We start from the raw sequence: 18,164 nt of genomic DNA on the forward strand, positions 1-18,164 counted from the left end.
GTAAAATAAATGATAGATTTTAACAATGCTAGTTTCATTAAACTGAACCCAGTAGACAACAATGCTTTTACAAACCTTATCTCACCAATATTTGTAACCGGAGAATCAATTTTAGGAACTTACAAAGGAATTCGAGATGGCGTTGTTTTTACAACACACCGTATCATTGCAATTAATGTTCAAGGAATTACAGGAAAGAAAAAAGACTTTACTTCTCTTCCTTATTCAAAAATTCAAAGTTTCTCAATCGAAACTGCTGGAACTTTTGATCTGGATAGTGAACTTGAATTATGGTTCTCTGGTCTTGGAAAAGTTAAACTTGAATTCTCAACTCGTGCGAATGTATCAGAAATTGCAAAAATAATCTCAGAGAAAATTCTATAAAAAGTAAAACTACGAGCAATGTCTTGATTCTCATAAAAAGCTAGATTAGGAACATAAACATTATGAAAAAAATAGCACTTATTGGAGTAACTATGTTTACTGCTATTTCATTAGCTGCATGTTCTCCGGGTAGTAATTCGGGGTCAAAGAATAGCGAAAAAAGCACAACCGAATCAAGTAATAAACCTACGCTTGAAATTCCTGAGTCTGTTGTCGCAGATAGTTCAAAAACTGCTGAAATTACTGGTAAAACAACACCAAATACCAAAGTACAAATTGGATATGGTATTATAGGTGATAAAGTGACCTCTGATAAAGATGGTAATTTTACTTTAAAATATGAACTAGACGAAGTAAATGATCAAGATATAGTTGAAATAACTGCAAAAAATGGTGGTGGTAAAACCACTAAAGAAATTACTATCAAACAGAATCCTGAAGTAATTAAGAAAAAAGAAGCCGATGCAAAAGCAAAAGCTGACGCAGAAGCTAAGGCTAAAGCCGATGCTGATGCTAAGGCAAAAGCCGAAGCTGATGCTAAGGCAAAAGAAGCCGCTACTCCTATTGAATATAAAAATGCTCTAAAAAAAGCACAATCTTATTCCAATATGATGCATATGTCTAAGGCGGGAATATACGACCAACTAACCTCCGATATGGGAGAAGGATTTTCAGCTGAAGCTGCTCAATACGCAGTAGATAACCTAAATGCAGATTACAATAAAAATGCTTTAGAAAAGGCAAAGTCTTATCAATCTCAAATGGCAATGTCAAAAGATTCTATTTATGATCAGCTCACTTCATCTTATGGTGAAAAATTCACTGCTGAGGAAGCACAATATGCAGTAAATAATCTTCCAGCATAAAATAAAAAATCCACCCAAACTTTGGACGGCTAGGGCGGATTTAAACTATAAAGTAGTACAAAAGCTTTTAACAAGCTTTTTACTATACCATTTTATCAGAAATGAGGTATAAAAAGCAACTTTGGAAATAAAAGCATATAAAAAGAAAAATGGCACTACTGCTTATAAATTCAAAGCTTATATTGGGAAAAAGAATGGTAAAAGCCAGTATGCTGAAAAAAGTGGCTTTAAAACCAAAGCTGATGCCCGAGCTGCTTTGCATAATATCCAAGAAGAAATTGACAATCCTACGCCAAAAAGTGCTATGACGTTTAAAGAACTTTATGATGAATGGTTATTGGTTTATGAAAAGGAAGTACAGAACAGCACTTACTACAAAACTACTAGAGCATTTGAAAAACATGTCTTACCCGTCATAGGAAGCACAAAACTATCAGATTTTACACCCATGGAGTTACAAAACTTTAGAAATGATTTATCTGAGAAGCTTAAATTTGCTCGTAAACTATTCGGAATGGTTCGCAAGGTATTTAATCACGCTGCTCTGCTAAGTTACATACAAGCCAATCCAGCGCTTCCTGTGACGTCTCAAGGTATTAAGAAAAAAGTTGAAGAAAAGAAAGATTTTTATGATACCGATGAATTAAGATATTTTATGGATTTAGTAGAAAAAACGAATGACATTAAGAAAATAGCTTTATTTCGTATCCTTGCTTTTACTGGAATTCGTAAAGGTGAACTTCTCGCTCTTGAATGGAAAGATTATAGAAAATCAACTCTTGATATCAACAAGGCTATTTCTCATTCTCCTGTAGGATATGAAATACTTCCCCCTAAAGCTAATTCAAACAGATTGTTAAGCCTTGATGAAAAAACTTGTAAAATCCTTGATGAATTGCACCAAACCTATCCTGAATCCACACGAATTTTTGAATCTGAAAATGGAGGGATGCTATCACCTTCAAAACCTAGAAAATGGCTTTTAGAGATAACCAAAGAAAAAGACATTGAACCAATCAGAATTCATGCATTTAGACATACTCATGCAAGCTTACTTTTTGAATCTGGCATGAGTTTAAAACAAGTCCAATATCGCCTAGGGCATGCAGATTTAAAAACAACAATGAACATTTATACTCATATTACTAAATTTGCAAAAGATAAAATTGGTCAACAATTTTCAGATTATATTGATTTTTAACCAGTATATTAATGCTGGTTTTTTATTTTTTCTCCCTCTTTTTCTCCCTCCCTTTTATCAGATTATATCGTATCATATCGGATTACAAAAAAAAAACCGCTCTGTTGAGCGATTTATAATGCTATAGGATTCTATAAAATCCATTCAATGGAGGCGAGGGGAGTCGAACCCCTGTCCAAACACCTTGCTACATCAACGTCTACAACCATAGGACTTTCTCAAATTTAACAAAATGCCAAAGCCAGTCTCAAACAGCGACATTTTGCGGGGCTTTAAATCTCTTTTGCTGCGTCAAGCCTCCACAACAACGTATCTGACTAAAAGTTTAGGCCATCAAATTGCCATCAGTGAGCAAAAATCAGGCACGCATGGTGCTGTTTAGGCTGCCATTGCGTAAGTTTGTGTATTATTTTTAGCAGTTATATTTATCTGCGGATGATTTTCCTGATCCCTCAGCAGTTGCAGTTCATGCGCGACAATGCCTGTCGAATCCGTAACGCCCCCAAATTTAAGGAGAGAGTTACTGATTATGCTGTCAGTAATTCTTTGAACCTTGAAGTCTAATTATAGCATATTTTAACTTTTCTGTCAGTAAAATTTCATTAATGGATGTTTTTTTATATAAAAATGGTGAGCTGACAGACTCATTTATCATTTGATTCAAAGCTGTCAGTAATAAAAAAATTTCTGTCAGTAAATTCTTTAAAACTCTTCTTCATCAATTTGTTGAATTTCTTGTAATTTAGCGATTAAATATTGGTCAGTAGAATATTTTTTCATCAGCTCTTCTAATAATTGATTACGAACCACATAATTACTAAAAAGATGTAATTTTTCTTCGTAGCTTTCAAGTACTTTTTCTGTTCTTTTGATATTGTCATAGACAGCTTGACGACTGATATTAAACTCTTCAGCAATCTCTGCCAAACTATAATCATCAGCATAATAAAGTTCAATGTAATTCATTTGTTTATCAGTCAAGAGTGTCGCATAAAACTCAAAAAGAGTATTCATTCGATTCGTTTTTTCGATTTCCATAAGCTCTATTATAACAAAATATATATCATTTTTTATGTTTATTCATTATTTTCTAATTGACGATTAAAAACAATAAAATGTAATTTTTTTATCTTTATCAAAGTCGAAATATCCATTATTTTTTTAGCTAAAAATAATAATTTATTCTATACAAAACTCCTTGTTTTCGTTATAATTAAAAGTATGAAAAAAATTTTAATTGCTGATGATGATCGGGCAATTTTGACCCTTTTATCTTATAATTTTCGGCAAAATGATTACGAAGTAACTATTGTATCAGACGGGAAAAAAGCTTATGACAAAGCTCGTAAAAATCCTTTTGATTTACTTCTTCTTGATTTAATGATGCCCGAATATTCCGGAATTGAAGTCACCCAAAAACTTCGTAAAGAAGGTAATTTTACACCAATTTTAATTTTAACTGCTCGAGATGATGATGAAATGAAACTGACAGGGCTGTCAGCAGGTTCTGATGAGTATTTAGATAAAACGACTCCAATGAAAGAAATCATTGTCAGAGCCGATGCGCTCATTCGCAGAAATCAAATGTATAACCAAGCACCATCCGAAACTGTCAGTGAATCTTTAGATGAGAGTCTTTCATCATTAGTTACTGACAGATTGGTCATTGATTTTATAAAAAAAGAAGTCACTTTTGACGAAAAAGTTTTAGATTTAACTAAACGAGAATTTGAAATTCTTGAGCTCTTAGCTAAAAGAGAGGGAAAAATTGTCAGTCGTGAAGAACTCCTACAACATTTTTGGGGAATTTCAGACACTGCTGAAACCCGCACTATTGATGTGCTCATTTCTAAAATTCGTAAAAAATTAAATAATCATTATATCAAAACAAAACGAGGATTCGGATACTATTTTGAAGAAAATGAAACTTAAACACATCATGATTATGACGGTCCTCTATATTATTGCGACCTTAAGTCTGGTGATTCTATCGAACCAAAATATCTTAGAAAATGATACAAATCGAGTATTAAAAACAATAGATAAAATACAACTCTTTTTAGAAAAACATCCTGATAATCCTCTGCCAGATAATTTCGAACATCTGCCAAAGAATACAGTAAATTCGGATACTAAAAAAATAAAAAAAGGTGCTACTTACGCACGTAGTTTGGATTCTCAAGAAATAACCGTGACCAGTCCTATATTTAGGGAGGGACAAATTAACGGCTATCTAAAGGTTACAGAAAATCGTACTTCGACTTTCTTTACAGATTTTGCCATTATCATTTTTGCAATTTTATTTTATTTAGCTGTTGCCATCCAAGTTTTACGTTCTGCTCAGAGAGCCTACGTTTTTCGGGAAAATACTGTTGCTAAAATTAAAAATATTGAACGCAGTCCATTAACTCAAAGTTATTTGATGAATGAGAACGACGATAAAATTACAACTGAGCTCAATAAACTGGGCGAAAAAATTCAAAAACAAGCACTCTCTCATACTGAAAAGAAAGAAAATCTCTACGAATTTATTGAATTTTTCCAATTTCCAATTTTCATTTATAATAATAAAGGACAAATCCGTCGTACCAATGCTTCTTTCAAAAATGAATTTTCAGATACTGAAAATCTAGATATTTTCAGCCCCTATGCTGATTTCTTAAATTTTCTTGTTGATAAAATTTTACATCCTGATATTCAAGAAAAACTTTTCTATTTTGAAAAACTTGGAGCTTATTATCAAGTCCGTATCACTCCTTTACCTGATTTAGATAGTCGATTTATGGTAACAATGATGGATGTTAGCTCTTATCGTCGAACAGTTGATGCTCATAATGCTTTTATTGCTAACGTTTCTCATGAATTAAAAACTCCCCTTGCTTCTATCAAAGGCTTTGCAGAACTTCTTGAAACAGATTCAATTTCAAGTTCCGACACAAAAAATTTCGCATCTATTATCAATAAAGAAAGTTCACGCCTGATGAATTTAGTTCAGGACACGCTGCTTTTGACCAAACAAAATCATCGAATTGATAAAAAGAAAATTAATCTTACCGCTTTGATACAAAATATTCTCCAAAGCTCAGGACCACAAATTAATGAAAAATCACTTCATTTAGAATCTCAAATTGAAGAAATCACTTTTAAAACCAATGAACCAATGGTTCACAGTATTTTTGAGAATTTGATTGAAAATGCAATTAAATACACTCCAGCAAATGGACAAATTTTTGTCAGCTTACATCTTGAACAAAATAAAGTCATCTTCAGTGTGACCGACAATGGTCCTGGTCTTAGTGAAATTCAAAAAGAGCGAATTTTCGACCGTTTCTACCGAGTTGATGAAAGTCGTGCAGAAGTTAGTGGAACAGGTTTAGGGCTTGCTATCGTAGAGAAAAATGTTCAAGAGCTCCATGGGACAATCGACGTTGTATCGATTCTTGGAAAAGGAACAACTTTCACCGTTAACCTTTAATTGAAGCCTTCAGCAAATTTACTTATCATGTTAAAATAATCTTATAACCAAAACTCTCCAATTAGTATAAAATCAATTTATCAAGATTGGAGAGTTTTTATGGCTAAAAATACTTCTCTGGGCATTCCCCGCCCACTCGTGCGTACTAATCAAACTTTCATTGTTCTTAGTATTATTGTAGCAGTTGTGACTCAGTTTTATTGGATCCTTTTGCTTCCTATTCTCGCTGGACTTTCTGGCATTCTTTTTGAGAAAAACTTTATCATTTTAATCGCCAAAAGATTTCTAAAAAAGAAAGCTTCAGAATACGTGCTCGAAGATAAATCAGACCTTCGTTTCAATCAAATTATTGCTACTGTTCTATTAAGTGCTAGTTTGATTTCCTCAATCACTAATCATCCTATCTTAGCAATAATCTTTGCAGCTTTTGTTTTTCTAGCCGCTTCTATTGCTTTAAGTGGTTTTTGTATAGGATGTTGGATTCATTTTCAACTTCGTCAGTACAAATATCGTCGGCAAGTAAAAAAAGGACTTCACTAAGTCCTTTTTATCTTTCCAAATAAAACTCAAACCGGTCACCAACGTATTGAGACAAAACATATTCAAAGGCTGTACCATCTATTAAATAAGAAACCTGTGTTAAACCAAGAATAGCAGCTCCAACTCTTGTTTTTAAATACTCTGAAACCTCTGTACTCACTCTTTTAGCTGAAACAATCTGTTCACTACGCCCAATCACATATCCGTGACTTTCCAAAGTTTTAAAAAAATTACTCGTGATTTCTTTTTTATCAAAAGACTTGACCAATTTGAAGGGAATACTTGCCACCTCATAACAAATCGGGATATTATCCGCATAACGAATCCGCTCCATTCGGATAATTGAATCCTTTTTGGTAATATTTAGCTTTTCACATTCAACCTCGTTAGGTGCAGTTCTAATATAGCTTAAAACTTCTGTTGAGGGAACTTTACCTTGTGAACTAATAATTTCTGTAAAGGAAGTTGTTCCACGCATTCTTTCACGAACACGTCGGCTAGCAACGTAAGTTCCAGAACCCACACGACGGTCAAGGATTCCTTCATCAACCAAAGCTGTCACAGCTTGTCTAGCCGTCATTCGACTAACAGCAAAACGCTCTGCCAAATCACGCTCACTTGGAAGACGTTGTCCAATTTTCCAGATGCCTTTTTCAACTTCATCTTTTAAGGCATCATGTATTTTTACATAATTTGGTACTGATTTTCTTGCCATAGTTCCCCCTAACTAAATAATAACAATATATACCACTTTAATATCTGTCTACCATTATATCATAGTTCACTTAACTTACAAATAAAGAACATTTAAAATAATCGCAAATCTTATATCCTATTGAGTGTTATGGTATCAAAAAAGAATTAGTTAATAACTAACTCTTTTTTATTTTTGATCAGTCTTTAATTATTTTGAAGGAACAGTAATTTTTCCATCAATAATATCTGTTTTTGCTTTAGCAACAGCATCTTTGATTTCTGAATTTGCACTGTCAAGTCCTAAGTTAACCCCACCATTTTTAAGGTCATAAGTAACGATTGTTCCACCAGGGAATTTACCATCTTTAGTCTTGTCAGCAATATCTTTTACAACATTCCCTACTTCCTTGATTGTTGATACAAGTACAAAGTTAGAATCTTTGCCGTCTTTAGATTTGTATTTTCCAAGATATTCTTGGTCTTGGTCAACACCGATAACCCAAACTTTATCAGCTTCATTCTTAGTTGAGTTTAATGCTTTAGCTTCACTGAATACACCAGTTCCTACACCACCAGCACATTGATAAACCACATCATCGCCAGCACCGTACATAGCTGCAGCAATTGTTTTACCTTTGGCCGCGTCAGAGAAAGATCCCGCATATTGAACATCAACTTTAATATCTGGGTTTACAGATTTAGCTCCAGCTTCATAACCTTTTTCAAAACGTGTAATAACATCTGATTGCATTCCACCGATGAAACCAATTTTGTTAGTCTTAGTTGCTTTTGCAGCAGCTACACCAGCAAGATAGGCACTTTCGTTATCCGCAAATGTTGCTGATGCTACATTTTTTTGGTCCTTGATGACTGAGTCAACGATTACAAAGTTAGATTTAGGATTGTTTTTTGCTGCAGCTGATGTTGCATCTTGTAAAGAGAATCCGATACCAAACAAAAGTTTGTAGCCTTGTTGTTCCGCAGAGTTATAGTTAGTTGTATAATCTGAAGCAGAGTTAGATTGGAAATAAGTGTATCCTGTACCTTTTTTCAGGTTATTTTCTTTCCCCCAGCTTTGAAGACCTTCCCAAGCTGATTGGTTAAATGAACGGTCATTTACACCACCAGTATCGGTGACGATTGCTGCTTTGAGGTCAGTTTTTGCTTTACCTGAACCGGCTGCGTCATGTGAACGGCATCCTGCAAGGACTGCGACTGATGCAAGTGCGAGAGCACTAACTGCGATTACACGTTTTTTCATGGAAAGGGTATCCTCCGAATTTTGTTTGGCTAAATATAGCTTAAGACTATTTTAAGATATATTTAGTCTTTTTGCAAGTCCAAATAAGCTGAATATCCCTTTTTCTCATTAAATGTTCGGAAATAACCTATCAATTACTAAGAATTATTCATATTTGTCAGTAATTACCATTTTTACATTTTTAAAAGAAAAGAGTTAAAGCGCTTACTTTAGTTACAAATTAATATGCTACCTTTTGATAGCATATCAATTTTATTTTAATCAAGATTTTTGAAAGAATATGGCAAAAGTTCCTCAACTGAAGTTTCTTTAACATTATCATTTTTAGAAATCAGAAAAACTGGCATATCTGCTGGACAGAATTCTGCTATAACTTGTCTACAAGCACCACAAGGGCTAATTGGTTCTTCTGTTTCTCCGAACACATAAAGAGCATCGAAATCTTTCACACCTTCTGAAATAGCTTTAAAAATAGCTGTCCGTTCAGCACAATTAGAGAGCCCAAAACTAGCATTCTCAATATTACAACCTGTGATAATTTGTCCCTGAGTGGTATGAAAAGCTGCTCCAACAGGAAAATGAGAGTAAGGAACGTAAGCCAAACCCGCCGCTTCGCGGGCGGCTATAATCATTTCTTTAGTAGCTGTCATTTGAAGTCAAACCTTCCATAATTGCAACACCTGCTGAAACACCAAGACGCGTTGCACCCGCATCAATCATTGCTTTTGCTTCTTCAAGATTATGAACCCCACCAGAAGCCTTAACCCCCATATCTGGGCCAACGGTTTGACGCATTAATTTTACATCATGGACAGTTGCTCCACCCGTTGAGAAACCTGTTGAAGTTTTGACAAAATCAGCACCAACTGCTTTAGCAATTTGGCAAGCTTTAATCTTTTCATCGTCAGTCAAAAGACTTGTTTCAATGATAACTTTAAGAAGTTTATCACCTTTTACTGCATTGACAGCTGCAATATCTGACTCAACAAGATCCCAAGCCTCAGATTTCGCTGCACCAATATTAATGACCATGTCAATTTCATCAGCACCATTTTCAATGGCGTTTTTAGCTTCAAATGCTTTGACTTCAGAAGTATTGGCCCCTAAAGGAAAACCAATAACTGTACATACTTTAACGTCGGAATCTTTAAGTTCTTGACTGGCATAATTTACCCATGTTGGGTTAATACAAACACTCATGAAATCATATTTTTTTGCTTCATCAATAATTTGTTGAACTTTAGATTTTGAGGCATCGGCTTTAAGAATAGTATGGTCAATATATTTATTAATTTGCATTTTATGTTCTTTCTATTTTTTTAATTTTAAATAAATCATTCCAACGATGAGGTAGACTACAACGAAGATAATGATAAAAGCAATAAGTTGAATGAGCCAACCAAAATTTTGTAAGTACAATTTGGTCGCTGCACCAGCCAAAGCCGACAAGATAACTTGCAGGGCCATGACAGGTGTTGGAATTTTTAAATCATTTTTCATCTTATCTGATAATTTCTAGAATTTCTTTTTGATGAACTTGTTGATCACTAATGACCAAGCTATCATTAAATTCAGCAACTAATTCGTCAGTAATTTCACGGTTAGAATAAAGATAAGCAATAACTTCACCAGCAACCACCTTATCTCCTACTTTTTTAGTCAGAGTAATACCTGCTTCAAAATCAATATCATCAGCCTTAGTTGCACGTCCTGCTCCTAATTTCATAGCAAGAAGACCAATTCCTAATGCTTTTTCTTCACTAATAAATCCTGATTTGTCTGCTTTAATTTCTACTTGATGTTTTACTTGAAGAGGAGCTGTCAAATGATCAAACGCAGTTGGGTCACCCCCTTGGGCCTTGACCATTTCAACAAATTTTTCATATGCTAGTCCATTAGTAAAATGCTCTAAAATTTCAGGCATTGATTTTTCAAGTCCCGCAAGTTGCAACATAATTTGGGCAAGTTCAGCAATAAATTCTTTGAATTCCTTTGGTGCTTTTCCTTGCAAAGTATTAACTGCTTCGGTCATTTCATTTCGATTTCCAATAGCAAAACCAAGAGGATGACTCATATTTGTGATGACAGCGACGGTTTCTCGTCCCACAGATTTTCCAAGTTCAACCATTGTTTGAGCAAGTAGACGCGCATCTTCAACCGACTTCATAAAAGCACCATCTCCTACCGTTACATCTAGTAAAATGGCGTCAGAGCCTGCGGCAATTTTTTTGGACATGACAGAACTAGCGATTAGAGGAATGATATCAACAGTTGCTGTGACATCTCGAAGAGCATAGAGCAATTTATCGGCTTTAACAAGTTCATCGGATTGCCCAATTATGGCAATTCCGGTTTCTTTGACCTGTTCAATAAATTCTTTTTCCGTTTTTTCAAATTTGAAGCCAGGAATAGACTCCAATTTGTCCAAAGTTCCTCCCGTATGTCCAAGGCCACGACCAGACATTTTCGCAACAGGAACCCCAAATGAAGCTACAAGCGGAGCTAAAACAAGTGTTACTTTATCACCCACTCCACCAGTAGAATGTTTATCAACCTTGATCCCGGCAATATCAGTCAAATCAAATTCTTTTCCTGAATGAACCATTGCCATCGTGAGATGAGCAGTTTCTTCTGTGGTCATCCCTTTAAAATAAATTGCCATCGCAAGTGCTGACATTTGATAGTCTGGCACAATTCCTTTGACATAATTTTCAATCATCCAATCGATTTCAGCTTGGCTAAATTCACCGCCATCTCTTTTCTTTTGAATGAGATCAACCATCCGATAGGTCATAGGCTCCTCCTAGTTTTATCTTATCAATAATTATCTATTTTTTATAACTTCTTAAAATAAAGTACCCTTTATCTCTAGCTACAAGCTGACAATTACCAAATACTTCTTCCATTTTCTTTTGAGCAGACGGAGCACCTTGTTTCTTTTGGATAACAATCGTCAAATGCCCTCCATCATTTAAGTGACCAAAAGCACCAGCTAAAATTTCATGGACCACTTCTTTACCGGCCCTAATTGGCGGATTCGAGATAATCGCATCATATTTTTCACTGACAGACTCATAAATATTTGAAAGTTCAATTATACTATTACTGACAGCATTGTCAATCGCATTTTTACGACATAAATCAAGTGCCCGACTATTGACATCAACCATTGTCACATCTAAATCAAACTTTTTAGCTAAGGTTAACCCTAATGTTCCATAACCACACCCAACATCTAAAAGACTTTTTGCACTTTCAGGTTGATAGTTTTCCAATAAAACACGAGAACCATAATCAATTCCATTTTTTGAAAAGACACCACGATCTGTTTTGAAACGCATTGACTGACCTAACAATTCAACTGTTAAGGTCTGAAAGTCATGCGACAAATCTTGATTGTCTTCATAATACATATTTGTTTTAACCATTAATTTTATTTTAACATAAAAGCCCTTTTTTATCTTAAAAAAATTTTTAGAACTTCTACTTATTTTGTAATCTCTTACACTTTTACTGACAGAAGTGTAAAAATCTTGTCAGTAACTTATTTAATACGCTTACAGATTTATTAGTTTTTTTACCTTGATACGCCAAAAATATGATAAAATATTTGTCATGAATGAATTCATTAATTTTGACGAAATTAGCCGAAAAACATGGCAAAATCTTTATAATACTTCGATTGCTCCCTTAACTCATGACGAGTTAGAATCAATCCGCTCACTCAATGATGAAATCAGCTTACAAGATGTGGAGGACGTCTATTTACCACTGATTCATCTTCTTCGCTTATATAAAAAAAATTTAGAAGACATGAGTTACTCTAAGGGACTTTTCCTACAAAAAATTGTCAAAACTCCCCCACTCATCATTGGGATTTCTGGCTCGGTCGCCGTTGGAAAATCAACTACTGCAAGGCTTCTCCAACTCCTGCTTTCACGTGCCTTTCCAAAATTAACCGTTGATTTAGTGACAACTGACGGCTTTTTGTACACGACTAATGATTTAAAAACTATGGGGATTCTCGACCGTAAAGGTTTTCCTGAAAGCTATGATATGGAAAAATTGACAAGTTTTCTTTATCACGTCAAAAATGGTGAAAAATTTGAGGTTCCGATTTACTCACATGAAACTTATGATATTTTGCCTAACCAAAGTCAAGTAATTGATAGCCCTGATATTCTCATTGTAGAAGGAATTAATGTTCTTCAAAATCCACAAAATCAACTTCTTTATATCAGTGATTTTTATGATTTTTCAATTTATGTCGATGCTGACGAAAAACTTATTGAAAAATGGTACCTCGAACGTTTTGACAGCCTTTTAAAATTAGCTAAATATGATCAGACAAACTTCTATCATCAATTTACAAAAATGCCAGAAGAAAAAGTAATCAATCTAGCCCGTGAAACATGGGCACGTGTCAATCGTGTCAATCTTAGAGAATATATTGAACCCACAAGAAATCGGGCAGAAATTATTCTTCACAAAACAGAAAATCACTATATTGACAAAATTTACCTGAAAAAATTCTAAAAAAATACTGACAAATCTGTCAGTATTTTTATTGTCTTCAATTTTACTGACAGAACTGTCAGGCAAGATTAGAAATAATCTGCTGTATCATCATTTGGAAACACAAATTTCTTTAAGACAAAGACGCCAATAATTAATATCAGAATAGCACTAGCAATCAATAAGACCCCAACCAATCGTTCATGATAGGTTAACAAAAGTCGAATCAGTGAAGTAATCCCGAGTGATAAGAGGAAAATTAATGACACATGCCCTTTATTTCTCAATGAAGTGATAATCAATGTTAAAAATTCAAAGAAGATAAAGAATGAGAGAATACTTTCCAAAATATCGTAATAATGAACCTCACTCTCAGAAAGAAAAGCAAGTAAAACAAGATTATAAACTTCTCTAAATAGAAAATAAACCATCAAAAGCCCAACTACCATAAGCAACATAAAACTAATTTTCGATAATAAATTAGCAAATTTCAGTTCAACATGATTAAAAAAATTTTTCATAGGCGCACTCCTTCTTGTCTCATCATTAAAATATTTCCTTCAGTAAATTGGGCTTATAAATCTGAAGATTGGACATATCCCTGAACGAATTCGTCAATTTCAATATAAATATAGCACTTCTTATCACTAATTTTTTTTCTAATTTCCGCTTCAATTTGATTAATGATTTCATAATCTTCTAAGACAAGCTGACTCACCAAATCAATTTTTGCAGCAATCAAAATTTCTGTTGGGCCAAGGTGAACTGTTTTAACATTAATTACTCGTTCCACTTCAGGACGATTAAAAGCTGTCAAAATCTTTTCTAAATCACTATCTGTCACACGTTCACCAACAATTAAACTATAAAATTCCCTTGTCAAGAAAATCGCTGCTGCCATAAGCAAGAAACCAATCAACAACCCACTGATTGCATCAAAAACAGGATTGCCCGTCACCATCGTCAAGATAGTTCCCAAAAGCGCTAAAAGTAAACCAATAATTGCACATAAATCCTCAGCAAATATAACTAGAATTTCACTGTGACGACTTTCATGCAAAAACTTAAAGATTGGTAACTTTTCTGTGTTCAATTCGCCAATTTCTTTAAAAGCCACCCTTAATGATGATCCTTCAATTGCCATCCCAAGCAATAAGATCCCAATAACAATCCCCGCATTTTCGACACTATGTGCTGGATGAACCAATTTATCATAGGCTTCCATTACCCCAATAACACCCCCACCGAAAAAGAGGAAAGTGGCTACTATCATACTAAAGAAATATTTTGCTCTAGCTTCACCAAATTGGTGGAGATTAGTACTTGCTTGTTTTGAGCGACGATCGCCAAACAAAAGTAAAATCTGATTCCCACAATCCACTACTGAATGAATACTTTCATTAAGCATCGCTGCTGAGCCAGATAAACCAAATCCAATAAACTTACTAATTGCAACCAGAACATTAGCCCCAAGTGCCGCAAAAACTGCAAACATTCCTGAAGTTTTTTTCTCTTCCATAACTCTCTCATTTCCTATTCAATATATTTTAATTATAACATAAGCCTTTATTTAAGATTTAATCTGTAACTTTTAAGTCAAAAATAAAGAAAAACTAAAAGGTTCTTCCTACAAAGAAAGAACCTTCAAGAGAATAAATCATCAAAACCTATCCCCTAATACTATGTAAGAAAAGAAGTCAAATGAATTTCACTGATGAACTTCATTTAACAAAGATAATAATACAACATTTACAAAAAAGTGTCAATCCATTAACATAATGTTTTTAGTGAAAAATTAGCTTCACAACTTCTCATTCTTTTTGACTTTCTAAAATCAAAATTTCAAGTTCTTTTTTCTCACGATTCAATTTTTCTAAACGATAAGCTAAACTATTTTTATTGTCTTTTTCTTCGATTCCTAACAAAAATTCAATTGATACATTAAAATAATTTGCCATTTCAAAAACACGACCAACACTCGGTTTTTTCTTATACTTATAATTTTTCAAAGTATTCCGAGGGTAGCCAAGTTCCCGCTCAACTTGATTAAAAGATTTATGAGCATCTTTAATCAACAATTTTAATCTTGAGTAAACAAACAAATATTCATGTTCCATAATAATATTCCTTTTTTATAATTTTTTATAGATAACTTTTCAATAAGTGAATAAAATAAATTCAAAGAAACATTCAAATTCATTCTTCACTAATTTCTCCATCCTCTTCCCAATTCCAAGCCCTAGAAAACTCCTGATTTTGGAAAAGTGAAGCCAAACCACTCAACTGCTTTAAACGAAGTAACTCTTCTTTATCCATTCCAATATGTTTCATAATCCACTGGTCACTCAATCCTGATTCTACCAATTGTTGAACAATATCCGTCATTAATTCGATTGAATGTGTGCCTCTGGCACGGTTATGTCGAATGGTACTAGCAATTCTATCTTCAAGTGGACGGTCAATAATCGACACAGGTAAACAATTTCCTTCTCGTTTAGCAATTTCTTCAGAATTTTTCATGACAAGATAACGATGAAAACCATCTACAATTTCATAAAAATCCTGTTCTTTATCGTAATAACAAACGATAGGCATTGTATAACCATCTTCTAAAATCGACCGTTCAAGTAGTTGAAATTCAGGAGGTGCTGTTCGATTTGGATTATAAGCATTTGCTCTAATCTTCTCAATTGGCACTCGCCTGATATCATAAGCTGGACTTATAAAAATGTCTCCCATTTTTCCATTGCCTCTTGTTTTTTCTGTAATTCATCCTTCGTTTGACCAAACCCCATATACTGACAAGAAGTATCATTCTTTAAAATCGTGATACACATTCGTTTATATGAAGGGACCAACCTAAAATTCTTAATTGGCACATCATCTGGATAATCTTTAAACCGAATAACTTCATATTTTTGTTTATATTTTCGTTTATTTGTGGGGGGACCCAAATGTTCAAAATCTAAACCAAGCAGATCCAACTCAGCAATTACATTTTCTGGTAAAGCTCCACCAGTTTTCATCCAATAATCCATCGAAGATTTAAATTTTTTACGATAAACCTTTCGGGTTTCTTCTGGCAATGTATTAAGTAAAAATTCAACGTAAGATTTCCAAGTATGACCTTTTGGTAGCACTGCTCCACGGTAACCCATCGCTGCGGTTCCACCATAGAGTGCTGCAAAATTTGCACCATTGACACGACCAACTAATTTCCCCCAAGTAGCTGGCTCTAGCGCCTGATAAAGTTTTAATGAGTGTACCCCACACTGATGGAAAGGATTGGCAACTCTCATTGATTTATACGGAACTCCCGCCTGAAAATATAAATCATAAAGATGATTATAATCAAAATCAAATTTAGCATTAGCCCGCCAGATATCTTCAAATAGCCAATCATACATTGGATAAAAATTAAAGACATTTTGACTAATACGATGACTATAATTAGTTGTTCCAAAACGAGAAAATGTTTCCTCGCGTGTCACCGCATTATAACGATTTAAACTTTCTTGAGCACGAATTCCCACCAAAACAGCTGTTCGTACAGCCTCTTTTTCTTGATGAAGCCACTGACAAAACTTACTTTGAAACTCATAATCAGACATTCCAACTTTAAAAAATGTAAATTCTTGATTTTCTAAACAAATAGCTTCTGGAGGAATTGAATTCAACCAAAGTTCTTGATGTTCTGGGTCCCAAGGCAGCCAAGTTGATTGTGACATCGAAATTCCACAAGAAGCTGACACAGGAAGACAAACATGATAATAATCAAATTCAGGGTATTTCCCCATTGAACGTTCAATATAATTTCTTGTTTCTTGATAATTTCCTTCATAATCCAAATAAAAAACAGAAACTTTTATTCCTTTTTTTATCCAATCATGACTTTCATAATAAAGATGAACTAATTCCAACATCAAACCCGAATCCTTACCACCAGAAAAAGAAATAATCAGATGGTCAAAATAACTACAAATATAATCTAGTCGATGATTAAATGCTTCATAAACATTTTCATTTTGATAAACTTTCACCTCGTCTTTCCTTTCCATTATTGATTTCATTTTTCCAAAGCGCTTCGTTAAAACTATCAACAATTATATATTACAAAAAAGCAATGACTTTGTAAAAGTTTTTATCAAACGAAAAAATAATCAAAACATTTAATTTCTTACTAAAATAATGATATACCATTTCAAATAATGAAAAAATTATCTATAATAGATTATTTTTAATAGTCGCTTATTAATTAGATAATTAAAGAAAGAAAGGATTTTATACTCCTAAAAGTATAAAATAGAAGCATCATGACAAAAGATACGAAAGAAATTATTATTCGCACTCTCTTAAATATCGCCTCAGAAAATGGAAAATTGACTATTGAGGAAATTTCAAAACGGTCGCATATTACTCGCGCCACTATCAAACGTAATTTTAAGGCGGGAGTTCCCGCTATTGTCGAATATATCTACCTAAATATTGTGGATGAAGCCAATGAACGTTTACTCCAATACAAATGTGAAGAGGTTTCTCTTGAGCTTCTTGCCGATATCTTACTACCAATCCTTTGGCAACACAAAGAGGAAGCTCATATTATCTACAGCTCTCAACTTCCTTTTCGTTTAATTGAAGGCATTAGTGATAGAACCTGGAAATGGGCTGAAAAACGTTTTAACTTTCTTATAAAAGAACATGGCCTAGCAAATTATTTTACAGCTCAAGAACTTCTAAAATATTTTAATGCCCAACTCATTACCGTTCTAACCCTTTGGCTAGAAGCAGATATTCCAATCGATATAGACAAATTCCGCCCAAAATTCATGTTTTTCATGAATTCTTCTATCAATCAACTCATTTTTAAAGGAATAAAATAAAAAACGTAAATCTGTGGATTTACGTTTTTATTATCATATTTTTTTGCTTAGGGAGCAATCCGTTTTCTAGCTGCTCGTTTTCTACCCATTTCAATTTGTTCTTCTTTTTTCTTGATAGGATTGATAACTTTTGCTTTAACGCCAATAGCAGTGGCAGCGAGCCCAGCTATCAAAAGCGCATTTCCTGCCAAAAAGCCCTTAATAAATGTACGATTCATTTTTCTCTCCTCCTAGTTCTATAGATAAATAATCAAATAAAAATACTTTAGTAAACTTTCCTTATTTGACTCTACAAAATCATTTTAACATAAATGTTATAAATCTAAAAATAATAAACTTAGAATGA

Annotated in this window: 22 protein-coding genes and 1 other RNA gene; 8 read left to right on the forward strand and 15 right to left on the reverse strand. The window is 33.8% G+C overall.

Going from position 1 to position 18,164, the window contains the following annotated elements; all coding sequences use genetic code 11:
- Window positions 1-9: 9 nt before the first annotated feature.
- From QJV49_RS02055 to QJV49_RS02065, 3 genes are all read left to right on the forward strand, one after another.
- Window positions 10-384: a PH domain-containing protein gene (locus tag QJV49_RS02055; protein WP_012898051.1), complete on the forward strand. Its 375-nt coding sequence runs from the start codon at window positions 10-12 to the stop codon at window positions 382-384.
- A gap of 62 nt (window positions 385-446) precedes the next feature.
- Entirely contained in the window at window positions 447-1,250 is an 804-nt protein-coding gene (locus QJV49_RS02060) for an Ltp family lipoprotein (protein WP_225512923.1), read from the forward strand.
- A 121-nt stretch (window positions 1,251-1,371) separates the two neighbouring features.
- Entirely contained in the window at window positions 1,372-2,451 is a 1,080-nt protein-coding gene (locus QJV49_RS02065; protein ID WP_225512922.1) for a site-specific integrase, read from the forward strand.
- 145 nt (window positions 2,452-2,596) lie between these two features.
- Here the strand turns inward: QJV49_RS02065 and ssrA are convergent.
- Window positions 2,597-2,955, reverse strand: a transfer-messenger RNA (tmRNA) gene (ssrA, locus tag QJV49_RS02070).
- Window positions 2,956-3,153: 198 nt separating this feature from the next.
- Window positions 3,154-3,489 carry a putative DNA-binding protein gene (locus QJV49_RS02075; RefSeq protein WP_225512921.1) on the reverse strand — a complete coding sequence of 112 codons (336 nt, stop codon included), beginning with the start codon at window positions 3,487-3,489 and terminating at the stop codon, window positions 3,154-3,156.
- A gap of 183 nt (window positions 3,490-3,672) precedes the next feature.
- On the opposite strand from QJV49_RS02075, the gene QJV49_RS02080 reads away from it, so the two are divergent.
- The 3 genes from QJV49_RS02080 (at window position 3,673) to QJV49_RS02090 (ending at window position 6,466) form a co-directional block, all read left to right on the forward strand.
- The gene (locus QJV49_RS02080) at window positions 3,673-4,383 is read left to right on the forward strand and encodes a response regulator transcription factor (protein WP_225512920.1); all 711 of its coding nucleotides are present in this window, start codon (window positions 3,673-3,675) and stop codon (window positions 4,381-4,383) included.
- Window positions 4,373-5,926, forward strand: a complete 1,554-nt coding sequence (locus QJV49_RS02085; protein ID WP_225512919.1) for a cell wall metabolism sensor histidine kinase WalK — start codon at window positions 4,373-4,375, stop codon at window positions 5,924-5,926. Before QJV49_RS02080 ends, QJV49_RS02085 begins: the two co-directional genes overlap by 11 nt.
- 99 nt (window positions 5,927-6,025) lie before the next feature.
- Window positions 6,026-6,466: a DUF4395 domain-containing protein gene (locus QJV49_RS02090; RefSeq protein WP_225512918.1), complete on the forward strand. Its 441-nt coding sequence runs from the start codon at window positions 6,026-6,028 to the stop codon at window positions 6,464-6,466.
- 7 nt (window positions 6,467-6,473) lie between these two features.
- On the opposite strand, the gene QJV49_RS02095 is transcribed toward QJV49_RS02090, so the two are convergent.
- From QJV49_RS02095 to QJV49_RS02125, 7 genes are all read right to left on the reverse strand, one after another.
- Complete coding sequence (locus tag QJV49_RS02095) at window positions 6,474-7,181, reverse strand: GntR family transcriptional regulator (RefSeq protein ID WP_225512917.1); 708 nt, start codon at window positions 7,179-7,181, stop codon at window positions 6,474-6,476.
- A 189-nt stretch (window positions 7,182-7,370) separates the two neighbouring features.
- Window positions 7,371-8,423 (reverse strand): BMP family protein, encoded by a 1,053-nt coding sequence (locus QJV49_RS02100; protein ID WP_225512916.1) that lies wholly within the window; start codon window positions 8,421-8,423, stop codon window positions 7,371-7,373.
- Window positions 8,424-8,680: 257 nt separating this feature from the next.
- The gene (locus tag QJV49_RS02105) at window positions 8,681-9,073 is read right to left on the reverse strand and encodes a cytidine deaminase (protein ID WP_225512915.1); all 393 of its coding nucleotides are present in this window, start codon (window positions 9,071-9,073) and stop codon (window positions 8,681-8,683) included.
- Complete coding sequence (gene deoC / locus QJV49_RS02110) at window positions 9,060-9,722, reverse strand: deoxyribose-phosphate aldolase (protein ID WP_225512914.1); 663 nt, start codon at window positions 9,720-9,722, stop codon at window positions 9,060-9,062. Before deoC ends, QJV49_RS02105 begins: the two co-directional genes overlap by 14 nt.
- 12 nt (window positions 9,723-9,734) lie before the next feature.
- On the reverse strand, window positions 9,735-9,923 hold the full coding sequence (locus tag QJV49_RS02115; protein ID WP_225512913.1) for a hypothetical protein: 189 nt from the start codon (window positions 9,921-9,923) through the stop codon (window positions 9,735-9,737).
- A 1-nt stretch (window position 9,924) separates the two neighbouring features.
- Window positions 9,925-11,217 (reverse strand): pyrimidine-nucleoside phosphorylase, encoded by a 1,293-nt coding sequence (locus QJV49_RS02120; protein WP_225512912.1) that lies wholly within the window; start codon window positions 11,215-11,217, stop codon window positions 9,925-9,927.
- A gap of 34 nt (window positions 11,218-11,251) precedes the next feature.
- A complete protein-coding gene (locus QJV49_RS02125) occupies window positions 11,252-11,851 on the reverse strand; it encodes a class I SAM-dependent methyltransferase (protein ID WP_225512911.1) in 600 nt (199 codons plus the stop codon).
- Window positions 11,852-12,038: 187 nt separating this feature from the next.
- On the opposite strand from QJV49_RS02125, the gene coaA reads away from it, so the two are divergent.
- Complete coding sequence (coaA, locus tag QJV49_RS02130; RefSeq protein ID WP_225512910.1) at window positions 12,039-12,959, forward strand: type I pantothenate kinase; 921 nt, start codon at window positions 12,039-12,041, stop codon at window positions 12,957-12,959.
- Window positions 12,960-13,027: 68 nt separating this feature from the next.
- Here the strand turns inward: coaA and psiE are convergent, their stop codons facing one another.
- The 5 genes from psiE to QJV49_RS02155 form a co-directional block, all read right to left on the reverse strand.
- The gene (gene psiE, locus QJV49_RS02135; protein WP_225512909.1) at window positions 13,028-13,459 is read right to left on the reverse strand and encodes a phosphate-starvation-inducible protein PsiE; all 432 of its coding nucleotides are present in this window, start codon (window positions 13,457-13,459) and stop codon (window positions 13,028-13,030) included.
- 53 nt (window positions 13,460-13,512) lie between these two features.
- Window positions 13,513-14,457 carry a cation diffusion facilitator family transporter gene (locus QJV49_RS02140; RefSeq protein WP_225512908.1) on the reverse strand — a complete coding sequence of 315 codons (945 nt, stop codon included), beginning with the start codon at window positions 14,455-14,457 and terminating at the stop codon, window positions 13,513-13,515.
- Window positions 14,458-14,749: 292 nt separating this feature from the next.
- Complete coding sequence (locus QJV49_RS02145; protein WP_225512907.1) at window positions 14,750-15,055, reverse strand: helix-turn-helix transcriptional regulator; 306 nt, start codon at window positions 15,053-15,055, stop codon at window positions 14,750-14,752.
- Window positions 15,056-15,134: 79 nt separating this feature from the next.
- On the reverse strand, window positions 15,135-15,677 hold the full coding sequence (locus QJV49_RS02150; protein WP_225512906.1) for a ParB/RepB/Spo0J family partition protein: 543 nt from the start codon (window positions 15,675-15,677) through the stop codon (window positions 15,135-15,137).
- On the reverse strand, window positions 15,659-16,978 hold the full coding sequence (locus QJV49_RS02155) for a DUF3440 domain-containing protein (protein ID WP_225512933.1): 1,320 nt from the start codon (window positions 16,976-16,978) through the stop codon (window positions 15,659-15,661). The genes QJV49_RS02150 and QJV49_RS02155 overlap by 19 nt, the downstream gene beginning before the upstream one ends.
- A gap of 273 nt (window positions 16,979-17,251) precedes the next feature.
- On the opposite strand from QJV49_RS02155, the gene QJV49_RS02160 reads away from it, so the two are divergent.
- A complete protein-coding gene (locus QJV49_RS02160) occupies window positions 17,252-17,818 on the forward strand; it encodes a TetR/AcrR family transcriptional regulator (protein ID WP_225512905.1) in 567 nt (188 codons plus the stop codon).
- A gap of 47 nt (window positions 17,819-17,865) precedes the next feature.
- Here the strand turns inward: QJV49_RS02160 and QJV49_RS02165 are convergent, their stop codons facing one another.
- Window positions 17,866-18,036, reverse strand: a complete 171-nt coding sequence (locus tag QJV49_RS02165) for a DUF3042 family protein (RefSeq protein WP_225512904.1) — start codon at window positions 18,034-18,036, stop codon at window positions 17,866-17,868.
- Between the last annotated feature and the right edge of the window lie 128 nt (window positions 18,037-18,164).

The sequence above is a fragment of the Lactococcus sp. NH2-7C genome, assembly GCF_029953655.1.
Lineage (GTDB): Bacteria > Bacillota > Bacilli > Lactobacillales > Streptococcaceae > Lactococcus > Lactococcus lactis.

Excerpts from the sequence above, each read along its gene's own strand:
- QJV49_RS02145 (WP_225512907.1), bottom strand. The coding sequence starts at position 15,055 with ATGGAACATGAATATTTGTTTGTTTACTCAAGATTAAAATTGTTGATT.
- QJV49_RS02055 (WP_012898051.1), top strand. The coding sequence starts at position 10 with ATGATAGATTTTAACAATGCTAGTTTCATTAAACTGAACCCAGTAGAC.
- QJV49_RS02080 (WP_225512920.1), top strand. The coding sequence starts at position 3,673 with ATGAAAAAAATTTTAATTGCTGATGATGATCGGGCAATTTTGACCCTT.
- QJV49_RS02105 (WP_225512915.1), bottom strand. The coding sequence starts at position 9,073 with ATGACAGCTACTAAAGAAATGATTATAGCCGCCCGCGAAGCGGCGGGT.
- QJV49_RS02150 (WP_225512906.1), bottom strand. The coding sequence starts at position 15,677 with ATGGGAGACATTTTTATAAGTCCAGCTTATGATATCAGGCGAGTGCCA.
- QJV49_RS02160 (WP_225512905.1), top strand. The coding sequence starts at position 17,252 with ATGACAAAAGATACGAAAGAAATTATTATTCGCACTCTCTTAAATATC.
- QJV49_RS02090 (WP_225512918.1), top strand. The coding sequence starts at position 6,026 with ATGGCTAAAAATACTTCTCTGGGCATTCCCCGCCCACTCGTGCGTACT.
- QJV49_RS02075 (WP_225512921.1), bottom strand. The coding sequence starts at position 3,489 with ATGGAAATCGAAAAAACGAATCGAATGAATACTCTTTTTGAGTTTTAT.
- QJV49_RS02095 (WP_225512917.1), bottom strand. The coding sequence starts at position 7,181 with ATGGCAAGAAAATCAGTACCAAATTATGTAAAAATACATGATGCCTTA.
- QJV49_RS02120 (WP_225512912.1), bottom strand. The coding sequence starts at position 11,217 with ATGACCTATCGGATGGTTGATCTCATTCAAAAGAAAAGAGATGGCGGT.
- QJV49_RS02085 (WP_225512919.1), top strand. The coding sequence starts at position 4,373 with ATGAAACTTAAACACATCATGATTATGACGGTCCTCTATATTATTGCG.
- QJV49_RS02100 (WP_225512916.1), bottom strand. The coding sequence starts at position 8,423 with ATGAAAAAACGTGTAATCGCAGTTAGTGCTCTCGCACTTGCATCAGTC.
- QJV49_RS02060 (WP_225512923.1), top strand. The coding sequence starts at position 447 with ATGAAAAAAATAGCACTTATTGGAGTAACTATGTTTACTGCTATTTCA.
- QJV49_RS02165 (WP_225512904.1), bottom strand. The coding sequence starts at position 18,036 with ATGAATCGTACATTTATTAAGGGCTTTTTGGCAGGAAATGCGCTTTTG.
- QJV49_RS02125 (WP_225512911.1), bottom strand. The coding sequence starts at position 11,851 with ATGGTTAAAACAAATATGTATTATGAAGACAATCAAGATTTGTCGCAT.
- QJV49_RS02140 (WP_225512908.1), bottom strand. The coding sequence starts at position 14,457 with ATGGAAGAGAAAAAAACTTCAGGAATGTTTGCAGTTTTTGCGGCACTT.
- psiE (WP_225512909.1), bottom strand. The coding sequence starts at position 13,459 with ATGAAAAATTTTTTTAATCATGTTGAACTGAAATTTGCTAATTTATTA.
- QJV49_RS02115 (WP_225512913.1), bottom strand. The coding sequence starts at position 9,923 with ATGAAAAATGATTTAAAAATTCCAACACCTGTCATGGCCCTGCAAGTT.
- deoC (WP_225512914.1), bottom strand. The coding sequence starts at position 9,722 with ATGCAAATTAATAAATATATTGACCATACTATTCTTAAAGCCGATGCC.
- coaA (WP_225512910.1), top strand. The coding sequence starts at position 12,039 with ATGAATGAATTCATTAATTTTGACGAAATTAGCCGAAAAACATGGCAA.